The organism is Paenibacillus sp. NPDC057934, from assembly GCF_042887565.1.
Taxonomy (GTDB): domain Bacteria; phylum Bacillota; class Bacilli; order Paenibacillales; family Paenibacillaceae; genus Paenibacillus_AQ.
The window spans coordinates 87,377-108,891 of record NZ_JBHVPB010000011.1 but is presented as its reverse complement, the minus strand read 5'-3'; the positions used below and the strand labels follow the sequence as shown (position 1 = coordinate 108,891).

The window sequence follows — 21,515 nt, the reverse complement described above, 5'->3', positions numbered from 1 at the left end:
TGCACAGTAATATCTCCAACTCGCATAGTTATTAGATTGTTAAATTGTTTCCAGTTGTTAATTCTTAACCTTCTCGCTTCTTGTTACTTTCTTTTGTTCGTCTTATATAGGTGAAAGTTCGGGGTAATATGTTTTATAATAAATTACTAAATAACGATTTCAGGATAGGGTGGGGAACATGACACTGATTGACAAAAGAGAACACCGGCAATATCCGGAGATTACACGCCTGGAGACGTCGCGTGCCGCTTATGAACGAGATTATTCCCGCCTGATTCATTCGCCGACGTTCCGCAGGCTCCAGGGCAAATCCCAGGTCTTCGGCGCAGGCACTGGTGATTACTACCGCACACGCTTGACCCATTCATTGGAGGTCGCCCAGATTGCTCGCGAGGCTGCTAAGAGCCTGCTGCGATCCTATCCGGAAGTGGAGACTGGACAGGCCGACAATCCTGGACTGGTGATTGATCCGGAGGTGGTGGAGTGCGCGGCGATTGCTCATGATTTTGGCCATCCTCCCTTTGGACATAAAGGAGAAGAGGTACTGGACAGCATTCTGCAGCAGTTGATTGAGAATAAAACAAATGAAGCAGCCCGTCTGGCAGGCGCCGATTCTGCGGAGAAGCTATTTATTCAGGATGAGATGAAGCAGCGCTACGAGCATTTTGAAGGGAATGCCCATAATTTCCGTCTGATTATGTTCCTGGAGAAGCGGGAAAACATCGATGGTCTAAATCTGTCCGATGCCGTACTGCTGGGCATTAATAAATATCCGTTTCCAGGTACAGTATTGAAGAAAGGCTTGTATTTGCATGAATGGGAATACATCTCTGAGATCCGCAGCGATTGGGGAATTCCTGCTGGCAAGAAAACACTGGAGGCCCAGCTTATGGACCTCTGCGATGATATAGCTTATTCTGCACATGATCTGGAGGATGGCATCAAGGCTGGTAAGATCGAAGTACATGAACACTTCATGCATGATGACTATATCCAGCGGCTGATTGTCGAGAAGATCACTACGTTGGAGGATTTCTTCTGGCAGGGTTGGGAGACCGATAAAATTCGGGCCAAAGTGGAAGAAGTCCTCAGTGCATTCCTCCGTGTCTGGAAGGAGAAGCTGCCGACCTGTGAGAATGATTATTCCAGAACCCGCCGGGAAGTGAAGGCCTACTGGGTCAGCACCTTTGTGGCTAGTCTTGGCGTGATCAACGATGGGGACTGGAAGAAGGTTACCTTCATTAAAGAGGGACAAGAAGATACGGATATGCTGCGTACAGTCAGTGTCCTAAAAAGCTTCGCATGGGTCACTATGATTCGCGATTTGCGAGTACAGCGGCTTCAGAAAAGAAGTGAATGGATTCTTCGTCGATTGTGGGGGGCCTTCCTGGACCCAGATACCTCCAAAGCTATTATTCCTTCCGACTGGTTACAACGCTTTGAGAAGGACCAGCGGCAGGCGAAGCCAATCTGGACCTGGGAGCATATGGTTATTGATTATATCGCCGGCATGACAGATGCTTTTGCTGAGAAAATTTACAATGAACTGTACGGTCTTAAAGTCGGCTCCATTTACGATCTCGATTAGGGTGACGGTACCGCACATTTGAAAAGGAGAGGCAGTTATGAAACCACTGCGGCTGGGCGTGTTGGATTTGGCCCCGCGCTTGTCAGGGATCAGCGCGGAAACAGCGCTACAAGAAGCCTTGCTGTTGGCTCAGTCAGCGGAAGCCTGGGGCTATCATCGCTATTGGGTAGCGGAGCATCATGATATTCAGGGCTTGGCTTGTCCATCGCCTGAGGTGCTACTGGGGTATGTTGGGGCATTGACCTCCCGGATCCAGCTTGGTTCCGGCGCGCTGCTTTTGCCCCATTACAGCCCACTAAAGGTGGTGGAATCATTCCATCTGCTGTCAGCTTTGTGCCCGGGCAGAATCGAGCTTGGCCTTGGGCGGGCACCGGGTGGTCCGCCGCATGCAGCGATGGCACTGAGTGGTAATTTCCTGAAAGCAGTGGCTGAGCTGCCCGAGACGATCAGGGCGGTCATGGAATTGCTTCAGGATGGTTACGCCTATGAGGGGCAGCCCGTCAGCGCCCGACCGCTGCCAGCTAAGCCCCCTGTGCCATGGCTGCTCGGCACAGGTGTGCGGAGCGCGGAATACGCTGCGCGGTTTGGGACGGGTTATGTATTTGGTAGCTACATGAGCGACAAAGAAGCTGAGCCGGTTCTGGAACAATACCGGCGGAATTTTGAGCCTTCGCTGCTCATGCCAGAGCCGCGTACCATGGTCGCAGTGGCTGTGATATGTGCCAGCAGCGCGGAGGAAGCTTCGCTGTTAGCTGAAGAGAGCAGAGCGGAGCAGGGAGACAGAGGAGCTGGTTCTGGTGAAGACAAACCGGGGCCGCCATTGCTCTGCGGTACACCGCAGCAGCTACGAGAGGAATTGCAGCAGATGGCTCATCGGTGCAAGACTGGAGACCTGCTGATTTTCACACCATTGAAGGATTATGAGAAGCGGCGAGCTTCTTATCGCTTGCTTGCAGAAAGTGTACTATCCCCGGGTAAAATCATATAAATTAATGCACGCCACCTGCCGAAAATATAGGAAGGGGCGTTTTTTTTCGCCATTTTTGAAATGAAAAGAAAGTATTGTAAACGGAATGTAAAATGTTGAAAAAAAGATGAGGGGGCTCAAGGGTATGGACAAAGCTTCAGGTTTCAAGGCTAAAATTAAAAACTCAGCTTCCGGCTTGCCGGCAGACAGACTCAAGAAAGTCATATCTAACGGCAAACGAAGTATCAGCTTTAAATTCACCTCGGCATATGTGGCTTTGGCACTACTGGTAGTGATCAGCGGGGTGCTCTCTCTCTTTCAGATGAACCGGATGCAGACAAACAGCAGTGAAATTATTAGAGGGCTGATCCCAGAATTAAACGAGATTCACAACATCAATTATTATACAGAGCATATTATGTCGCTTACCTTACAGCATATCCAAAGCTCTGACAAGACAGAGATGAGCAAGCTGGAGGAGGAACGCGACGCTTATATCCGTAATGTATCTGCTGCCATGAAGAGCTATCAGAGCAAGCTTCAAGATGAGGAGCAGACCAAGCGCTTCGAGTCCCTGCTCAACAAATGGACGGAATACATGATGATGAATGACCAGGTACTGAAACTAAGTCAGGGGAACGATGACCAGTTAGCGCTGGAAGTCTCCCGGAAGGGTATTTCTGCTTTTAATAACATGCAGGAAGACATGGAAGCCCTTGTGAAACACAGCGTGGAAGAAGGCAACACCAAAGATAAGATTTCGGCAAACATTTTCCAGGGCTCCGTTATCGTGACGGTCATAACCATGCTGCTTGTGCTTGTAGTGATCGGGATCATCAATCTGGTCATCAACCGGTCGATGATTGTTCCTCTAAAGAAAGTGACGGTGCATTTGAAACGAATTGCTACCGGAGATTTGCAGGCCGAGGACACTCTGATTGGCAACGAGGATGAAATCGGCGTGCTGGCGAATACCGTGAACGAAATGAATCATGCGTTGTTTGATATTGTTAAAAGAATCCGTAGTGTATCCCAGATCATTGGTGATCAGAGTGAAACACTGGTTCGCTCCATCACCGAGACTAAAGAGGGCGGCATGCAGATTGCCGTTACGATGGAAGAACTCGCAACGGCTTCCGGTAGTCAGGCTGAGGCCGCAGTGGATGCTTCCAAAGCGATTGAGAACCTGAACAAGCTGATTGAAGATTTTACTGGGAAAAGTCATGAACTGGGGCTATATTCACAGGAAGTACTACATAAAGGCGAACGTGGGAAAGTTCTGATGGAAAGCTCTGTTACATATATGCAGCAGATCACAGAAGCAGTATTGCAGTCTATGGCTACCTTAGAAGAACTTAATAAGAAGAATGAAGGGATTTTTAGACTTGTGGGTTCGATTCGCGGTATCGCCGAGCAGACCCATCTGCTGGCTATTAATGCAGCCATTGAAGCAGCAAGAGCTGGTGACAGCGGACGCGGCTTTGCAGTGGTCGCCACAGAGGTGCGTAAGCTGTCTGAGGATGTACAGCGGACGGTAACGGAGATTACCGGCATTACGAAAGGGATACAGCATGACTCCAAGGAAGTAGTGAGATATTTGCAGGACGGGGTTGTAAAAACCGAGGAAGGCAATGTGCAGATTGTGGAGACCGGAGCTGCGTTGTCGGATATTAATCATTCGGTTCAGGTGATGGCTGAAACGATGGAAGAAATCGGAGAGGATCTGAAACGGATGGAGCAATCCAGTGAGACGATGCATGAATTCAGCCAGCATATTTCGGCACTGTCACAGGAATCAGCCGCTTCAGTGGAGGAGACTTCGGCTTCTGCCCAGCAACAGGTAAGTGCTACAAGTGAGGTCGCTGCCGGTGTTGAATATCTCAAATCCTTGTCTAGTGAATTGAAGGAGTCTGTCTCCAGATTTCAAGTGTAATTAGCATTATAAAAAGCCTCCGCACCCTTTACGAAATTTGTAAAGAGTAGTGCGGAGGCTTATTGAGGTTGTAGACCTAGTATTGTTGATTATAGTCAACTTTATTGAGAGACGGGGAACCTGTAGCGATATAGGATCTCAGATTCTCGGTAATAATATCGACGATTCGGTCGGCATAGCGATCCGTATTGCCGGCAGAATGAGGTGTGATGATCACCTGCTCCATTTCCCACAGCGGATGATCCTGCGGCAGTGGTTCGATCTCGAATACATCCAGCCCGGCACCGCTTATATGCCCTGACTGCAGGGCTTCGATCAAATCGCCGGTATGTGTGGTGCCTCCGCGGCCGATATTGATATAATAGGACCCTTCCTTGAACGCCGAGAAGACGGCAGCGTTGAACAAATGATGCGTATCGTCTGTAAGCGGCAATGTGTTGATCACAAAATCTCCTTGGCTAACCGCATCCTGCCAGTGGCTGATCTGGAAAACCTCATCAAACTCTGCAGCCGGCTTGCCTGTACGGTTGACACCGATGGTCTTCATACGGAAGGCTTTGGCGATTCGCGCCGTTTCGCCTCCGATGGCTCCGGTGCCGAAGATCACAGCCGTTCTGCCGGATAGTTCGGTCTCATTTCCATAGGAATGCCACTCACGCTTGCTCTGGTTAAGCACAGCTTTGTGCAAATTTCGGGTGAAGCTCAAGATGAAGCCGAAGATCACGGCTGCGATAGGTTCGGCATGTACACCACTAGCTGTGGTCAGAAGGACACCACGTTCCTGCAAGCGTTGTAGCGGCATTTTATCAATGCCGGCAGACCAGCTCTGTACCCAGCGCAGCTGCGCTTCTCCGTCCAGTAGAACGTCCCCGATGCCCTTGGCCCAGCCAACAACGATTTCCGCGCTTGCGAGCTGCTGAAGATCTGGTTCCTTGGAACTTCCTAATTCAAGTGTATAACCCGGGGCGGCCGTTCTAATCTTTGCTTGCTGGCTCGGTGTAAGGGGTTGAAGACATACAATGGATTTAGTCATGTTGGTTCCCTCCCGTTATGCTATGGTTGTACGAATAGATATGTTTAAGGATAACAAATCTGCTGCGAAAGGTGAAATGACCATAATGAATGAAAAGGGAAGTCACGATAAAGAGCGCCTGTTCGTTGCAGTTCCTGTGCCCCAGGCGATTCGCGAATCTCTCGGGAATCTAAGCCGGTCGCTTGCTACGGAAGTGTCATTTTCCAAATGGACTCACCTCGAAGATTATCATATTACGTTGCAATTTCTGGGGGATACAGCGAAGCAGGACATCCCGGCCTTGATTGCTGCTCTTAAAAAAGTTGCAGCCGCCACGGCCCCCTTTGAGCTTTCTCTGGAGGACTTTGATACTTTTGGCCTTCCGGCTTCGCCTCGTGTATTATGGGTCGGCTTGGGCAGAGAACTAGAGAAACTTAATGCCCTGCAGAATGCAGTTACCACCGCTACACTACCTTTAGGTTTTGGGGTAGAGGACAGATCTTATACTCCGCATTTGACTCTAGCCCGGAAATATCGCGGTGACGTCCCTTATAAGGCCGAATTTGTCGAATTTTCGGAGGTTTTACGGCAAAAACGAGAACATTTGTCCTCAATTCGACACTGGACGGTAGATGGTCTTGTGTTGTATGCTACCAGAATGTGCGCCATTCCTATGTATGAAAATGTTGAAAACATGACATTTCTCTAAAAAAATTCGACAAAGGACAGTTTTCAAATCTTCCATTTTCGGTTACATAGAATAGGAATGTGCCGTGATATAGGAGGAGAATTATGGTTATTTTTAAACAAAACCGCTATATTGCGCTGCTTGTTGGCGTGATACTGGTGAGTTTCTCAGCGATAAACCTGCTGCACCCCGAACCAACGACAGAAGGGAAGTTAACTAAAGTTCAGGGCAAACTAAGTGCGCCCCCAGTGACCTCGGCGCTGGAGCTAGCTCCAAAGACGACGGCTTCTCACCATACGAGGATACAGATACCAAGCACGATACATCCAGTGATCAACAATGCTGTGATTCAACCCAAGCCAGACTGGAGTCTTCAGCAGAAGGCTGAGTGGTTGAACCGACAAACCATTGCCGCCACAGACACGGTTAAAACTGCAGTGGTCAAGGTAGCCGCCGTCGAAACAACGGCTGCAGCTATACCAATCACACCAGTGGTGCAACAAAAGCCGCAAAAAACGGCAACGGCATCAAAGGGGAGTCAGACCGAAGCGAAGAAGGTCGCGGCAACTCAGCAACATCCCCCCATCATATTGTACTTCTCCCGGACGGAGCTAATAAGCCAGGAACAGAAAGACAAAGCAACCTGGCGCTACACAGTTTCCGGAGAAGACCTGCTTCTGCTGCAAAAAATCGTCATGGCAGAGGCGGAAGGCGAACCGTACAAGGGCAAAGTGGCAGTTGCCAACGTTGTTCTGAACCGGCTGCGGTCAGCCAATTTCCCCGACACGATGCATAAAGTAATCTATCAGAAGAGACAGTTCAGTCCAGTGGCGAACGGTCGTCTTAATCGCGTGAAGCCTAATGAAGATTGTATCAAGGCTGTTAACGCCGCATTATCGGGAATCAAGGAGGTTGCAGACGACACCTACTTCTTTTTGTCGCTAAAACTTGCGCAGGATTTGACGGTACATCATACCCAGAAGTATGTCAAAACCATCGGCAATCATACTTTTTATAAATAATTTGATTTTTTGTGGAACCTCAGCTCATTATAGGGTAAGTAATCTATTATGAACCTGGAGGTAGAACAGTTGTCATGAAAATCACCTATTATGGACATTCAGCCTTGCTTGTAGAGTCCGAAAGCTGCAAAGTTATCTTTGATCCCTTTCTGTCAGGGAATCCGAACTCCGGTATCTCTCCCGATGAAATTACGGTAGATGCGGTTTTGCTTACCCATGCCCATTCCGACCATTTTGGCGATGCGCTCACTATTGCTGCACGCAATCAATGCCCCATCTTTGCTGTATATGAGCTGGCCGAATATTGCCGTTCCAAGGGTGCCGAGGTTAAGCATATGAACATTGGCGGCAGCCATACGTACGGTGAATTTACCGTTAAGTACACACCGGCCATTCATTCTTCCTCAATTGCAGAGGGTGATTCATGGTTATATGGAGGTGAAGCGGCGGGAATCCTGCTGACCACTGACGGCAAGACACTGTTTCATTCTGGGGATACCGCGCTTTTTAGCGATTTGCGCCTGATTGGGGAGCGGAACGATATTGATCTGGCTGCATTGCCGATTGGGGACGTGCTGACCATGGGTCCGGACGATGCGCTGCTGGCTGCTCAGTGGCTGCGGGCGGATAAGGTTATTCCACTTCATTACAATACGTTCCCTGCTATTGCGCAGGACGGTGACGATTTCTGTAATCGGCTGCGCCAGGAAGGAATCACAGGCTTTCCACTTCAACCGGGAGAGAGTGTCGAAATCTAATTTCAGCTTCTGCACAACAACAATAAGAGGGTGCCGGCAGCCAATGGCTTGCCGGACACCCTCTTATTGTTTCTGTAATATGCGAGACAGCCAAGTCAAGCAGGCATCAGCTGCCGCTCAAGGCATCAGCTGCCGCTCAAGGCATCAGCTGCCGCTCAAGGCATCAGCTGCCGCTCAAGGCGTCAGCAGAACGGCCTCCTCGCTTCGAGACTTTGATCGTGATCCCCGGCTTTCAGACAGGCCGCTTACTGGCTTGCCTAGCATCTCAAGGACTGTGGCCGCGCAGTTACGCGGTTGATGTCGGTCAGGAGCCAGACGGCGCTTCCGCTGTTCCTCCAGCGAGCCTCTCTCTCTAAGCAGTCTTGTGAACCATTTGTCCACGACTGCGGCGTCCAGTACCTCCGCTAGTCCCAATTCCACGAAATATTGGCAGTTCTTCTCCTCCTGACCAGGAATCGCCTTGTAGAACAGCATAGGGATGCCTTTGGCCTGGCCTTCTGTGCAGGTCATGCCACCGGGCTTAGTGATCAGCAGATCGGACGCGTCCATCAGCTTGTTGATCTCGTTGCTGTAGCCGATAATCTTGATATTGGGATGGCTTAGCAGTGGATTACCCTGCATTTTGGCCACGAGCTTGTCATTGCTGCCCATACAAAAGATAAGCTGAATCTCGTTCATCCGTGAGGTGAGCGAGGTCATAACATCTTTGCCGAACATTAGACCCCAGCCGCCGCCCATAATAAGCACGGTGGGGATGTCGGAGAGGCCGAGTTCTTTGCGAAGCTGGGTCTTGTTCGATCTCTCCCAGAACTTGGGGTGCACCGGAATACCGGTCACGGTCACGTACTCGGCAGGAATGCCGCGGCCGGTAAGAATGGCCTGAACGCGGGCAGTGGACACCAGATAGCGGTCTACCTCGTCGTTCACCCAGCTTCCATGCGCGTCATAATCCGTTATCAACGTATACAGTGGTACATTAAGTCCCTGTCGTTTCAGACGGGAGATGACGGCAGCCGGAATGGGGTGGGTGCAGATAATCAGGTCGGGCTTGAGCTGCTCAATGACCTGTGCAGCGTGAGTATAAAAAATCCGGTGAAGAGCTAGCTTGGTCAACCGGTTCAGTGATTTGTTGTATTGGGTCTTATACATCATGCCGACCAATTTGGGCTGGCTGCTGACGGTTCTTCGGTAAGCGGAAAGAATCCAGGGAGCGACCGTTGGGTTGAGAAACCTGCCCAGCTCGATTACCCGGCATTGCACATCCGGATTCAGCAGCTTTATTCCTTCGGCCAGAGCATAGGCTGCCCCTGTATGGCCCGTTCCGAAGCCTTCCGAAAACAGCAGTACTCTTTTCTTTCGCATAAGTTCACCTGCTACTTTCCTTCATGAGTAGAATTGCGGCAATCTATCTATCCTATATACGTGGCAAATCCTTACTCTTTTCACATTATACAAATAAGACGTAAATAGAAAGTTAAAACACTGCAATAAATTAAAAAAATAAAAAGATTGGCCCTAAGGTATTGCAAACATATGGGCAAAGTGCTAAAGTAATAAATGACCGATTGACCGGATTAGTAAAGTGGTCAGAAGTTCAATAGTAACCATTATTTCTGGCGAAGGGATGTGTAAGGGTGGCTGTGGTAGATCGAAGGCAGCAGGTGCTTCAAGCCGCGACCAAATCATTTTCATTATTCGGCTATAAAGCGACCACGATGGATCAGGTGGCTAAGATAGCGAATGTCGGCAAAGGAACCATCTACACTTTTTTTACGAACAAGGAACAGCTGTTTGATGAGATCTTGCGCGACATGATGACTGAGATGAAAATGATTGCCGAGCGGGAGATCAGGCGCGACAAGCCCTTCTTTGATAACCTGCATCGCGTGCTGGATTCCTTGTTGGAATTTCGAAGCGAACACGAGCTATTCATCAAGCTTTCCCAGGAAAATCGCGAATTCGGAACGCCGCAGGCTCAAGAAGGACTCGATAAGATCGAGAGCGTAGTATTGGAATATATCGAACGGGAGGTGGAACTCGCGATCCGACGGGGTGAGATCAAGCCCTGCGACCCTAAAATTGTATCGGTGGTAATGTTCAGGCTGTACATTGTGCTGACTGCCGAACTGAACAAAACGCACACTCCTTTAGACAAAGAGCAAATCAAGGACTACTTTCGTTTGTTTCTCGCTGAAGGGCTGGCACAGTAATGTTTAGAATCGGCATAGGGATTGCGTTCCTCATATCTGCTTTCCCTATCATCTATTTCTTCATACTTGTTTGGCCATAATTTTTGAAAAAGGTTTTCTGCTTCGTCGCAAGCACACCGAGATGGTGCTTTTTTTATGGCCTTGATTGACCGAATGGGGAAAACAGTCACTTGGTGTTACAGCAATATTTCATAGGTACAGCATTTAAGAAACATAATTTAAAAACACATTTAAAAAGAGCATATGATCAAAAGGAGAGAACCAGAATGAAATCATTATCCGTGTTTATTAAGGACCTTGGTGCGGCTCTTAGAAATCCTAAGGTGCTGATCCCCATCATAGTCGTCCTCTTCATTCCGGTGATGTATAGCGGATTGTTCCTGAAGGCATTCTGGGACCCGTACGGCAAAATGAACGAACTGCCGGTCGCCGTAGTGAATCAAGATAAGGGCGCCAATTACGAAGGAAAAGAATTGAAAGCCGGCAGTGACATGATAGATGTGCTTAAGAAGACGGACGGCTTCCAGTGGAATTTTGTAAGTCGTGAAGAAGCAGACGCCGGTCTTAAGAACAACAAGTATTACATGTCCATTATCGTACCTGAGGACTTCTCCGAAAAGGCAACAACGCTGTTGGATAAAGATCCGCAGCCGGCCAAAATTATTTTTGAGCCGAATGAAGGCTACAACTTCCTGGCTGGACAAATCGGGGGAACAGCCGTGAAGGAAATCAAGGCGAAAGTATCTGCTAAGATCACCGAAGCTTATACTGAATCCGTCTTTGATAAAATTACTGAAATCTCCAGCGGTCTTGGCGATGCAGGAGAAGGCGCGGGCAAGATTGCCGACGGCGCAGGTAAGCTGGACGACGGCGCGCTGAAATTGAAAGAGAATTTGCTGGTGCTGACCGATGGCACAGGCAAATTGAAAGACGGCGTAGAGCCTCTGACTAAAGGTGTTACTGATCTGAATACTGGTGCAGCTGCCCTGGAATCGGGTACCAGCACATTGGCTGGTGGATTGCAGCAGTTGTCTGCTGCACAGAAGCAGCTTCAAGACGGCTTGAACCAAAGCTCGTCCGGCAGCAAACAGCTTAGCGGTGGTCTCCAGCAGGCCGTTACCGGTACAACGAAGTTACAAGAAGGAACAAAGGCCGCTGTAGACGGCACAAGCAAGCTGCAAGCAGGCGCACAATCCCTGGTTGACGGCAGCAGCAAGCTGCAAGCGGGCTTGAACGCCTCTACTGAAGGCAGCGCGCAGTTGGAAGCTGGTCTAAAGGCTTCCGCAGAAGGTAGCGCCAAAGTCACCGAAGGCGCAAAAGCAGTATCTGACGGCCTGCAACAGCTGGCCCAGTCGAATCCGCAGCTTGCGGAGAATCCGGCAGTGCAAAAGCTGCTCGCCGCGAGCAAAGCGGTTGCTGACGGCAACGCACAGCTGCAGCAAAGCCAGCAGCAGCTTGCACAGGGCGCAAGTGCCCTGCACAGCGGCCAAGAACAGCTCGCCCAAGGTGCGGCGCAGCTAAACGCGGGCTCGCAGCAGCTTGCAGGTGGCGTAGGCCAACTGCATGACGGTGCTAAGCAGCTGAACGCAGGCAGCACACAGCTGCTGCAAGGACAGCAGAAGCTGGCGCAAGGCGCTTCTGCGCTGGCAACAGGCGGCGATAAGCTGACCGCTGGTATGAAGCAGTTCGGCGAGAAGCTGAGTGAAGCAGCAGCCGGCGGCAGCAAGCTGGCCGATGGCGGCAAAGCGCTGGGCGCAGGGACTTCGAAGCTTCTGAACGGAGTTGGCGAGCTGGGCAGCGGCATTAGCGCTGTAGCAGATGGCTCGAAGAAGTTGGCGGACGGTGCCGGGGAACTTAAGAACGGGATGGCTGATTTGAAATCCGGTTCCAATGAACTGGCTACCAAACTCGATGAGGCTGCCGAGAAGACAAGTGCTGTGACCAAAACAGATGCTATGGTTCAAATGTTTGCCCAGCCTGTTGTTATCGAAGACCATGCAATCAATAAAGTACCTAACTATGGTACAGGTTTTGCACCATACTTCCTGTCGCTGGGTCTTTTCGTAGGGGCACTAATCTGCACACTGGTTATTCCTACGCGTGAATCAGAGGTTGCAGAAGCAACCCGGTTCAACCGCTTTATCAGCCGCACACTGACATTCTCAATGATGAGTCTGCTTCAGTCGATGATGGCGGCTATGATTGTCCTGTATGGTCTGGGTCTGGAAGTACAGAGTGTACCTCTGTTCTATCTATTCACTTTCATCACAAGTCTGGCCTACATGATGATCATCCAGGCGCTTGTAACCTGGCTGGCTAACCCGGGCCGCTTCATTGTCATTGTCATTCTGATCTTCCAATTGACAACAAGCGCCGGTACCTTCCCGCTGGAACTGATTCCAGACTGGATGCAGTTCTTTAACCCGATATTGCCAATGACTTACAGTGTCGCTGGATTAAAGGCAGTGATCTCTACCGGAGATTACAGCGCAATGTGGGGAGATATGGGAAGACTTGCGATCTATGGATTGGTCTTCATGATGCTTACCCTCGCGTACTTCATGACGCGCAGCCAGGATAATGAAATGACTTTGAAGAATGAAAAAGTATTAACTGTATAATCTGCAAGCTGTTCTGGTTTGGTCTATACAACAAGAAGCGCTCCCATGTGGAGCGCTTCTTGCGCATTCTGAAGTGACATTTATCGTTAAAAAAGATGCTAGGTTAGGAAAATTAATGAAACATTTTTCGGTGCAAAAAAAATAATGCAAAGAATATGTATTACTCTACATGGAAATGCAAATAAATCTTTGGTTAAGTAAAGCTGTACAGCAAAAACTATAGTTATCAACATCATAAAAAACTATAATTTGCCCAGCATAAACCCCGGTGATACACTAGTAAAACCAAATCACCGTGGAATAATTATTTAGATTTTAATATGTCAAATTTTCTCGAGATACCGCCCCAATTTATTATAGAAAGGTTGCGTAAGATGAGACACACTGAACTGCCCCGCAAACAGGGCCTGTATGATCCCCAGTTCGAAAAAGATGCTTGCGGCATGGGATTTGTTGCCCATATTAAAGGCGTACCGTCCCATGAAATCGTAAGCAATGCCTTGACCATGCTCATCAATATGGAGCACCGGGGAGGCCAGGGAAGCGAGCCGAACTCCGGTGACGGAGCCGGCATCATGCTGCAAATCCCGCATCGTTTCTTTGCCTTAGAAGCCAAGAAGCTTGGCTTTGAACTGCCTGAGCAAGGCCATTATGGCGTGGGTATGATCTTTTTGTCTCAGAATGAGGAGATCAGAGGCCGCCATGAGGCTCTCTTAAGCGAAATTATTGCTGAAGAAGGCCAAGAGGTGCTCGGCTACCGCGACGTACCTACTTTTGACGAGATGCTGGGCAAGACGGCTAAAGCAGCCAAGCCTTATGTGCGCCAGGTCTTTATCGGCCGCTCCGCAGCGGTATCCGATGAGCTGGCCTTCGAGCGGAAGCTGTATGTCATCCGTAGACGGGCTGAGCTGGCTATCCGTTACAACGGTGCAGAAGAGGGGGAATCCTTCTATCTGCCAAGCTTATCTTGCCGCAAAATCGTTTATAAAGGAATGTTGACCACTGAACAGGTGGGGCAATTCTATCTTGATCTGCAGGATGAGAATCTGGAATCGGCCATCGCGCTGCTACACTCCCGTTTCAGCACCAATACGTTCCCAAGCTGGGAACGCGCTCACCCGTATCGCTTCATGATTCATAACGGTGAGATTAACACCTTGCGCGGAAATGTGAACTGGATGCATGCCCGCCAATCTCTGTTCAAGAGTGATGTGTTCGGTGAATCCCTCGACAAGATCAAGCCGGTCATCAATCCGGATGGTTCCGATACAGGGATGTTCGATAACACCTTCGAGTTCCTGTACCTGAGCGGACGCTCTCTGCCGCAGGTAGCCATGATGATGGTGCCTGAGCCTTGGAGCAACCATGACACCATGGATGAGCAGAAGAAAGCATTCTACCAATACCATAGCACCCTGATGGAGCCTTGGGACGGACCGGCTGCAATGGGCTTCACTGACGGTGTGCAGATCGGTGCCATGCTTGACCGTAACGGATTGCGCCCTGCGCGTTACTACGTTACAAAAGACGATAAGATTATCCTGTCTTCTGAAGCGGGCGTGCTGGATATCCCAGCTGAAAACGTGCTGTACAAGGACCGGCTGAAGCCAGGCCGTATGCTGCTCGTCGATACGAAGGAAGGCCGCATCATTTCCGATGAGGAAGTGAAAGCAGCAATCGTCTCTGAACGCCCTTATCGTGAATGGCTGGATGAGCATCTCATTAGTCTCGATGAGCTTCCGGATGCGCCTGAGCTGCCGAATCCAAAGCATGACAATGTACTCCAGTTGCAGCAGTCGTTCGGCTATACGTTCGAGGATCTGCGCAAGGTGCTTGAGCCAATGGCATCCACCGGTGCAGAAGCTGTTACCTCTATGGGCTACGATGCTCCGCTTGCGGTGCTGTCCGATCGTCCACAGCGTCTGTACAATTACTTCAAGCAGATGTTTGCCCAAGTCACGAATCCGCCGATTGATGCAATTCGTGAAGAGTTGGTCACTTCCACGACAACTACCATCGGTCCTGAGCGTAACTTACTGAAGCCGGAACCGGAAAGCTGCCGGCAAATCTCCTTGGAGACACCGATTCTGTCCAATGAAGACTTCGCCAAGGTTCGCCATGTTCGTCGTGCAGGCTTCAAGTCGATGACCATTCCTACGTTGTTCCCGGCTGAGCTGGGTGCTGAGGGGATGCGCATCGCTCTAGACCGTTTGTCTGAGGCGGCTGACCGTGTCATTGCCAAAGGCCACAACATTCTGATTCTATCCGACCGCGGTGTGGACTGTGAGAATGCAGCGATTCCGGCACTGTTGGCCGTGTCCAGCCTACATCACCATCTGATCCGCCAAGGCACCCGGACGAAGGTTAGCATCCTGCTGGAATCCGGTGAACCGCGCGAAGTGCACCATTATGCACTGCTGCTTGGCTATGGCGTCAGTGCGGTGAACCCTTATCTGGCGTTCGAGAGTCTGGACGATATGATTAGCCAAGGCTTGCTGCGCGGCATCTCGCATGCCAAAGCCGTGAAGAACTATATCAAAGCTGCGACGAAGAGCGTAGTTAAAATACTGTCCAAGATGGGGATTTCGACCATCCAATCTTATCGTGGCGCGCAAATCTTTGAAGCGGTCGGTCTGAATTCCGATTTCGTGGATCGTTACTTCACCTGGACGCCTTCCCGTATCGGTGGTATTGGTCTTGAGGAAGTGGCTGCGGAAGCACTGGCTCATCATAACCGGGCCTTCACTGAGAAGGACGGCAATGATAAGGTGCTTGATTCCGGCGGCGACTACCAATGGCGCAGCGACGGGGAAGAGCATTTGTTCAACCCGCAGACCATTCACCTTCTCCAGCACTCTGTGCGCAGTGGTGACTATCAGATGTACAAGAAATATGCTGCGCTTGTTCAAGGTGAGAGCCAGAAGCACTTGACTCTCCGGTCTCTGCTGGAGTTCAACTCCCCTTATGAACCCGTTCCGCTGGAAGAGGTCGAATCTGTAGAAGCGATCATGAAACGCTTCAAGACGGGTGCGATGTCCTTCGGTTCGATCAGTAAGGAAGCGCATGAGACTTTGGCTATCGCGATGAACCGCATTGGCGGCAAGAGCAACACCGGTGAGGGCGGTGAAGACCCGGCACGTTACATTCCTGACAGCAACGGAGATTCCCGTCGCAGTGCGATCAAGCAGGTGGCTTCAGGACGTTTCGGGGTTACCTCTAACTATCTGGTGAATGCTGACGAGATCCAGATCAAAATGGCGCAAGGCGCGAAGCCGGGTGAAGGCGGACAGCTTCCGGGGCGCAAGGTGTATCCTTGGGTTGCCGAGGTTCGTGGCTCCACTGCAGGCGTAGGCTTGATCTCGCCGCCGCCGCACCATGACATCTACTCTATTGAGGATTTGGCGGAGCTGATTTACGATCTGAAGAATGCCAATCCGCGTGCCAATATCAACGTGAAGCTGGTCTCTGAAGTGGGCGTAGGAACGATTGCAGCCGGAGTAGCCAAAGGCCGGGCCGATATCATTCTGGTCAGCGGTTATGATGGCGGTACAGGTGCTTCGCCGATGAATTCGATCCGTCATGCCGGTCTCCCATGGGAGCTTGGTCTTGCGGAAACGCATCAGACGCTGATTCTCAACAATCTCCGTGACCGTGTAGTGCTGGAGACGGACGGGAAAATGCTTAGCGGACGTGACCTTGCTGTAGCGGTATTGCTTGGTGCAGAAGAGTATGGCTTCTCGACAGCGCCTCTGGTCGCTGTTGGCTGCATCATGATGCGTGTATGCCAAATGGATACTTGTCCGGTGGGAGTAGCCACCCAGAACCCTGATCTGCGCAAAAATTTCACAGGTGACCCGCATCATGTCGTTAACTTCATGAATTTCGTGGCACAGGATCTGCGTGAAATCATGGCTGAGCTCGGGTTCCGTACCATTGAAGAGATGGTCGGACGCACGGATTGTCTCGATGCTGTGAAGGCTTCGTACCATTGGAAGAAGAAGGGCGTTGACCTCAGCAGTCTGCTGCATACGCCAGAGCTTCCAGAAGGCAGCACGCGCTTCCGCAGTCAGTATCAGAACCATGGCCTGGATGAGACACTCGATGTCTCTAAGCTGCTTGAACTGGCGGCTCCGGCCCTTGAGAATGGTACTGTAGTTAAAGCCTCCCTGCCAATTACAAACGTGAACCGTGCAGTTGGTACGATCCTGGGTAGTGAGCTGACCCGTAAATACGGAGCAGCGGGTTTGCCGGAAGATACGATTTCTCTACACTTCTCCGGTTCGGCTGGTCAAAGCTTGGGAGCGTTCGTGCCGAAGGGGATCACGATCACTGTTGAAGGGGACTCCAATGACTATGTAGGTAAAGGATTGTCCGGTGGTAAGCTGATCATCAAGCCATCACCGCAGGCTACCTTTGCGGCCGAGGATAATATTATCATCGGGAATACGGCATTGTACGGAGCCACTAGCGGGGAAGCCTATATCAACGGAATCGCCGGTGAACGCTTCGCTGTTCGTAACTCTGGAGCGAATGTAGTGGTTGAAGGCGTAGGTGACCATGGTTGTGAATATATGACCGGAGGGCGTGTTGTTGTCCTGGGTGAGACTGGACGCAACTTCGCGGCTGGAATGTCGGGCGGTATCGCCTATGTCTACGATCCGGACAATAGCTTCATCCAGCGCTGCAACCTGGAAATGGTTCTGCTGGAACGGGTGGAAGAGTCCGAGGAAGCTGAGGAGCTGTTCAATCTGATCTCCCGTCACAACGAACTGACTGGTAGTGCGATTGGAGCGCGGGTTCTTGAGCAATGGAATGACAATCTGCCGAAATTTGTTCGTGTTATTCCAAAGGATTACAAACGGATGATGCAACAGATTCGCAAGGTGGAGCAGACCGGCTTGTCCGGGGAAGCTGCCTTGATGGCCGCTTTTGAAGCCAATATGCGTGAGCTTGCCCGTGTAGGCGGTTAAGGAGAACGCAGGTCACTGAAATGATGAAATAAATAATAGAGGGATTTGGTCCTGCTCCGCAGTGCGGGAGGGGCCAGATCCCTTTTTTATGATATGATATAATATTACATTTTTAGGGAAAATGAGATGTGTGGTACACTGGAATGGTTAAATTAGAAAAGAAAAGGTATTTCTATACGAGAGAGGAAGTGAGACTATGCTGACGACAGAACTTGCTGAACCGGTTGCCAGGCTACAGGGTGTGACTAAAAAAATCGGCTCCAAGACGCTGGTAAGCGATTTGACACTGGATATCCCGGCAGGCCAAATCTTCGGTTTTCTGGGGCCAAACGGCGCTGGTAAAACCACTACGATTCGGATGATGGTAGGCTTAATCTCGATCAGTCGGGGAGATATTTTGATCTGCGGCCGGAGCATTAAAGATCATTTTGAAGAAGCGGTGGCCCATGTCGGTGCTATCGTTGAGAACCCGGAGATGTACAAATTTCTGACTGGATATCAGAACCTTCGCCAATACGCGAGAATGGTAAGCGGTGTAACGAAGCAGCGGATCGACGAGGTAATAAAGCTAGTAGGACTGGATAACCGAATTCATGATAAGGTGAAAACCTATTCCTTGGGGATGCGGCAACGGCTGGGTGTGGCTCAAGCGCTGCTGCATCGGCCGAAGCTGTTGATTTTGGACGAGCCGACGAATGGACTAGATCCACAGGGCATTCGCGAGTTGCGGGATTACTTGCGCCGGTTATGTCAGCAGGAGGGGACGACGGTTTTCGTATCCAGCCATTTGCTCTCCGAGATGGAATTGATGTGTGATAGTGTGGCCATTATTCAAAATGGTCGACTAGTGGATGTTAGACAGCTGAAGAATATAGGCGATACAGTGGTAACAGCGGCGGAAACCTTGTTCGAAGTGGACCAAGCAGAAACAGCAATGGCCTTGATTGGCCGGGGGATTGTTAAGGATGGAGGCCTTGTGCTGGAAGTAACACGCGAGGAAATTCCGGCTTTGAATGAACTGCTGGTCAACGGTGGGGTTAAGGTATACGGAATTAGGGCCTTGTCCCGTTCGCTAGAAGATCAATTCTTGGAAATGACCGGAGGTGAAGGCATTGGGTAAATTCACGGGACTCATACATAATGAGAATATCAAAATCTACAGCAGGGCACGTACCTGGGTGATGCTGTTGATTCTGGCAATCATGAGTGCGCTTATGCCAGTGTTGTTCTACTTCTCAGCCAGTGACAAGAGCCATCTCATGGGGCTTTGGGAGACCTTCCAAATGACTGTGAGTGTGGCCTTTTTCCTGAATACAATATTTACGGTCGTTGTGGCCTCTGACTCCGTAGCGGGCGAATTTTCCTGGGGGACGATCAAGCTGCTGTTGATTCGCCCGTGGAGTCGTTCCAAAATACTGCTATCAAAATACATTTCGATGTTACTGTTCAGTCTGCTAAGCACAGGGGTGCTGATTGCGTTTGGTTTGGGCTCTGCGTACCTATTCTCTTCTCAGGCGGGAGACGTTATGTCTTCTCTGACCGGTTGGAGTCCGTCAGCCTATTCCTTTATGGATTTGTTGTTCCGTTATGTTGAGCTGTTCTTGACCACAACGCTGGCCTTTATGGTATCCAGTGTATTCCGGGCTAGCGGCCTGGCCATCGGTTTATCGTTGTTTATTATATTTGCCAAAAATTTGATTGTGATCATCTTCAACCCAGACCGATATCAGTGGGCGAAGTATCTGCTGTTCACCCACATGGACCTGCGGGTATACCTGTCATCGGATGTTGGTCCGGGAGGAGCCACACTGGGCTTCTCGATTGCCGTGCTGGCTGCGTACTATTTGCTGTTCCTGCTGATCGCTTGGATTGTGTTCCGCAAGCGGGATGTAGCAGCTTAGGCCCAGGCGATTATCCAGCTTCACGTGCATTCTGCGCTTTGGCAGCACGTGCGGCGGCCTTGTCCGGTTTTGTCTTCTGTTCTTGCCCGCCTGCTAACTCCGGGGCGGGCTGTTTCATGTCAACCGAACCGTTTAAGAAGCTGCCTTCCATAATGTTAAGCGTGGCGGCTGAAATATTGCCGTGTAGCTGACCACTGCCCGTCATGATGAGTCTGCGGTTAGCGGTAACATCACCGTATACTTTTCCGGCAATAATAATTTCTTCCGCAGTAATGCTTGAACGGACAGTTCCCTGTTCCCCTATGGTTACTGTGCCGCTGCACTCAATTTCCCCGCTGAAGGTTCCTTCAATCCGTAAGTTCGTGTCGCAATGTACCTTACCTTCCAGAGTGCCTCCATGCCCAATCAATGAATCCGTGGATTTGATGGAGGTTCCTTTTCCTCGTTTGTTCCACATTTTATTTCCTCCTATTCCATATGGACTGAATACACAGTTTTAAGGCTTAACGTAGGACAGTGGATTCACTGGATTGTTCTGCTTGACCACTTGAAAGTGAAGATGGGGGCCGGTGCTTCGCCCGGTACTACCCACCAGACCGATTTTTTGTCCCTTGGCTACTTTTTCTCCAGGAGAGACATTCATTCCGCTAAGATGCATGTACCAAGTCTCCAGTCCGTTCGGGTGCTTGACGACTATATATTTGCCTCTGGCGCCTTGCTGATCCACAGCGACGACTTCCCCGGAGAGGGCGGCAAAGACGGGATCTCCGTTTTTTGCTGCAATGTCAATCCCGGCATGGAAGGCAGATACGCTTTTAAACGGATCGGAGCGGTAGCCGAAATTCGAGGAGATGACTTTAGACAGCGTTGGCCACGTTACCCCAGATTCCAGTTTTTGCTTTTGGGCCTCCACTTGTTTGGCTTGCTTCTGCGCGGCCTGGGTGCTGGCTTCCTTAGCCTGATGAATGGTGTTGGAGATCCGACTCAGCATTTCATCCAAAATACTGTGAATTTCCTCGAAATCATCCTTGGTATTCTCAATCAGCTGAAAAGGATCATTCTGGTACACGGCGATATATTCACCGCCAACTTGTGGAGTTACCGTATCGCCAATGATGCCGCTCATGGCTCCGATCCGGAAGCGGATAGCGGGGGAGTCGGCGGGCTCCTTTACGAAGATCACAGAGGATGCTGTAGTAGTGGATGAATCCCCTTGGCTACTGCCCGTGTTGAGAGTAGTCTGGGCTGCGGAGGTGAGATCAATTGCAGCTGAGGCAGAGTTCTCTTTACCCGTAATAGCAGTAGAGGAAGACTTCGTCGTGGAAGCAACAGAATTATTTTTATCCATGCCGGGCTGACTTCCCGAGGCTGCTGCGGACGGTAAACTAGTTGGTGTAGTTTTCTCTTTGTCCAAAAGGGATTGCAGTTGTTTCTCCAGTTCACTTACATTCTTTAACCGGTCCCTGATATTCTCGGCTTCTTCCGACAATTCTGTAACTTGACTTCGCAGGTGTGATAATGTCTGGTCTTTGTCCGCGACCTGCATTTCCATACGAAGATTGTTCAAGGACAGCGCAGCAGCTTCTGCTTCCAGATCGGCAATCGACTTCGATGCATGAAAATGCATGGAGGTGACCAGACTGGAGATAGATAGAGCGGCTGCAGCCGGCAGGGCCAACGCCATCGGCTTGGATAGCTGAAGCTGTCGGACAGGACGCCCGGCATCCCGGACAACGAGCAGTGTAATGCCGCTGCGATCTGGCTGACTTTTCATAGCGTCTCCTTCCTGCGGCTATAGGCAGCCGCTCCTGTATTGCTGCGGGCAGGCGGTGAATCGTTCCGCAG

At 50.4% G+C, this 21,515-nt stretch carries 15 protein-coding genes; 11 read left to right on the top strand and 4 right to left on the bottom strand.

Features of this window, described 5'->3' with window-relative positions; all coding sequences use genetic code 11:
• Window positions 1-178 precede the first annotated feature (178 nt).
• From ACFVRY_RS23900 to ACFVRY_RS23890, 3 genes are all read left to right on the top strand, one after another.
• Window positions 179-1,588, top strand: a complete 1,410-nt coding sequence (locus ACFVRY_RS23900; protein WP_387502798.1) for a deoxyguanosinetriphosphate triphosphohydrolase family protein — start codon at window positions 179-181, stop codon at window positions 1,586-1,588.
• 37 nt (window positions 1,589-1,625) lie between these two features.
• The gene (locus ACFVRY_RS23895; protein ID WP_387502797.1) at window positions 1,626-2,576 is read left to right on the top strand and encodes an MsnO8 family LLM class oxidoreductase; all 951 of its coding nucleotides are present in this window, start codon (window positions 1,626-1,628) and stop codon (window positions 2,574-2,576) included.
• 124 nt (window positions 2,577-2,700) lie between these two features.
• Entirely contained in the window at window positions 2,701-4,488 is a 1,788-nt protein-coding gene (locus ACFVRY_RS23890; protein ID WP_387502796.1) for a methyl-accepting chemotaxis protein, read from the top strand.
• Window positions 4,489-4,564: 76 nt separating this feature from the next.
• Here ACFVRY_RS23890 and ACFVRY_RS23885 read toward each other — a convergent pair whose 3' ends face one another.
• Window positions 4,565-5,521, bottom strand: a complete 957-nt coding sequence (locus ACFVRY_RS23885) for a D-2-hydroxyacid dehydrogenase (RefSeq protein ID WP_387502795.1) — start codon at window positions 5,519-5,521, stop codon at window positions 4,565-4,567.
• Between ACFVRY_RS23885 and thpR the strand changes: the two genes are divergently transcribed.
• The 3 genes from thpR (at window position 5,508) to ACFVRY_RS23870 (ending at window position 7,968) form a co-directional block, all read left to right on the top strand.
• Window positions 5,508-6,209, top strand: coding sequence for an RNA 2',3'-cyclic phosphodiesterase (thpR, locus tag ACFVRY_RS23880; RefSeq protein WP_387502794.1), 702 nt, complete (start codon window positions 5,508-5,510; stop codon window positions 6,207-6,209). The two genes, ACFVRY_RS23885 and thpR, sit on opposite strands and share 14 nt — an antisense overlap.
• A gap of 128 nt (window positions 6,210-6,337) precedes the next feature.
• A complete protein-coding gene (locus ACFVRY_RS23875; protein ID WP_387502793.1) occupies window positions 6,338-7,210 on the top strand; it encodes a cell wall hydrolase in 873 nt (290 codons plus the stop codon).
• 74 nt (window positions 7,211-7,284) lie between these two features.
• Window positions 7,285-7,968, top strand: coding sequence for a metal-dependent hydrolase (locus ACFVRY_RS23870; RefSeq protein WP_387502792.1), 684 nt, complete (start codon window positions 7,285-7,287; stop codon window positions 7,966-7,968).
• A gap of 174 nt (window positions 7,969-8,142) precedes the next feature.
• Here ACFVRY_RS23870 and ACFVRY_RS23865 read toward each other — a convergent pair whose 3' ends face one another.
• The gene (locus ACFVRY_RS23865) at window positions 8,143-9,330 is read right to left on the bottom strand and encodes an MGDG synthase family glycosyltransferase (RefSeq protein WP_387502791.1); all 1,188 of its coding nucleotides are present in this window, start codon (window positions 9,328-9,330) and stop codon (window positions 8,143-8,145) included.
• Window positions 9,331-9,602: 272 nt separating this feature from the next.
• Between ACFVRY_RS23865 and ACFVRY_RS23860 the strand changes: the two genes are divergently transcribed.
• From ACFVRY_RS23860 to ACFVRY_RS23840, 5 genes are all read left to right on the top strand, one after another.
• Complete coding sequence (locus ACFVRY_RS23860; RefSeq protein WP_066377393.1) at window positions 9,603-10,178, top strand: TetR/AcrR family transcriptional regulator; 576 nt, start codon at window positions 9,603-9,605, stop codon at window positions 10,176-10,178.
• Between the two features lie 266 nt (window positions 10,179-10,444).
• Window positions 10,445-12,799 carry a YhgE/Pip family protein gene (locus ACFVRY_RS23855; protein ID WP_387502790.1) on the top strand — a complete coding sequence of 785 codons (2,355 nt, stop codon included), beginning with the start codon at window positions 10,445-10,447 and terminating at the stop codon, window positions 12,797-12,799.
• A gap of 374 nt (window positions 12,800-13,173) precedes the next feature.
• Window positions 13,174-17,769: a glutamate synthase large subunit gene (gene gltB, locus ACFVRY_RS23850; RefSeq protein WP_387502789.1), complete on the top strand. Its 4,596-nt coding sequence runs from the start codon at window positions 13,174-13,176 to the stop codon at window positions 17,767-17,769.
• A gap of 196 nt (window positions 17,770-17,965) precedes the next feature.
• Entirely contained in the window at window positions 17,966-18,889 is a 924-nt protein-coding gene (locus ACFVRY_RS23845; protein ID WP_387502788.1) for an ABC transporter ATP-binding protein, read from the top strand.
• Window positions 18,882-19,670 carry an ABC transporter permease gene (locus tag ACFVRY_RS23840; protein ID WP_387502787.1) on the top strand — a complete coding sequence of 263 codons (789 nt, stop codon included), beginning with the start codon at window positions 18,882-18,884 and terminating at the stop codon, window positions 19,668-19,670. Before ACFVRY_RS23845 ends, ACFVRY_RS23840 begins: the two co-directional genes overlap by 8 nt.
• A 10-nt stretch (window positions 19,671-19,680) precedes the next feature.
• Here the strand turns inward: ACFVRY_RS23840 and ACFVRY_RS23835 are convergent, their stop codons facing one another.
• Entirely contained in the window at window positions 19,681-20,127 is a 447-nt protein-coding gene (locus ACFVRY_RS23835) for a bactofilin family protein (protein WP_387502786.1), read from the bottom strand.
• A 39-nt stretch (window positions 20,128-20,166) separates the two neighbouring features.
• Entirely contained in the window at window positions 20,167-21,444 is a 1,278-nt protein-coding gene (locus ACFVRY_RS23830; protein WP_387502785.1) for a M23 family metallopeptidase, read from the bottom strand.
• Window positions 21,445-21,515 lie beyond the last annotated feature (71 nt).

Excerpts from the sequence above, each read along its gene's own strand:
- ACFVRY_RS23900 (WP_387502798.1), top strand. The coding sequence starts at position 179 with ATGACACTGATTGACAAAAGAGAACACCGGCAATATCCGGAGATTACA.
- ACFVRY_RS23895 (WP_387502797.1), top strand. The coding sequence starts at position 1,626 with ATGAAACCACTGCGGCTGGGCGTGTTGGATTTGGCCCCGCGCTTGTCA.
- ACFVRY_RS23890 (WP_387502796.1), top strand. The coding sequence starts at position 2,701 with ATGGACAAAGCTTCAGGTTTCAAGGCTAAAATTAAAAACTCAGCTTCC.
- thpR (WP_387502794.1), top strand. The coding sequence starts at position 5,508 with ATGGATTTAGTCATGTTGGTTCCCTCCCGTTATGCTATGGTTGTACGA.
- ACFVRY_RS23885 (WP_387502795.1), bottom strand. The coding sequence starts at position 5,521 with ATGACTAAATCCATTGTATGTCTTCAACCCCTTACACCGAGCCAGCAA.
- ACFVRY_RS23870 (WP_387502792.1), top strand. The coding sequence starts at position 7,285 with ATGAAAATCACCTATTATGGACATTCAGCCTTGCTTGTAGAGTCCGAA.
- ACFVRY_RS23865 (WP_387502791.1), bottom strand. The coding sequence starts at position 9,330 with ATGCGAAAGAAAAGAGTACTGCTGTTTTCGGAAGGCTTCGGAACGGGC.
- ACFVRY_RS23855 (WP_387502790.1), top strand. The coding sequence starts at position 10,445 with ATGAAATCATTATCCGTGTTTATTAAGGACCTTGGTGCGGCTCTTAGA.
- gltB (WP_387502789.1), top strand. The coding sequence starts at position 13,174 with ATGAGACACACTGAACTGCCCCGCAAACAGGGCCTGTATGATCCCCAG.
- ACFVRY_RS23845 (WP_387502788.1), top strand. The coding sequence starts at position 17,966 with ATGCTGACGACAGAACTTGCTGAACCGGTTGCCAGGCTACAGGGTGTG.
- ACFVRY_RS23835 (WP_387502786.1), bottom strand. The coding sequence starts at position 20,127 with ATGTGGAACAAACGAGGAAAAGGAACCTCCATCAAATCCACGGATTCA.
- ACFVRY_RS23830 (WP_387502785.1), bottom strand. The coding sequence starts at position 21,444 with ATGAAAAGTCAGCCAGATCGCAGCGGCATTACACTGCTCGTTGTCCGG.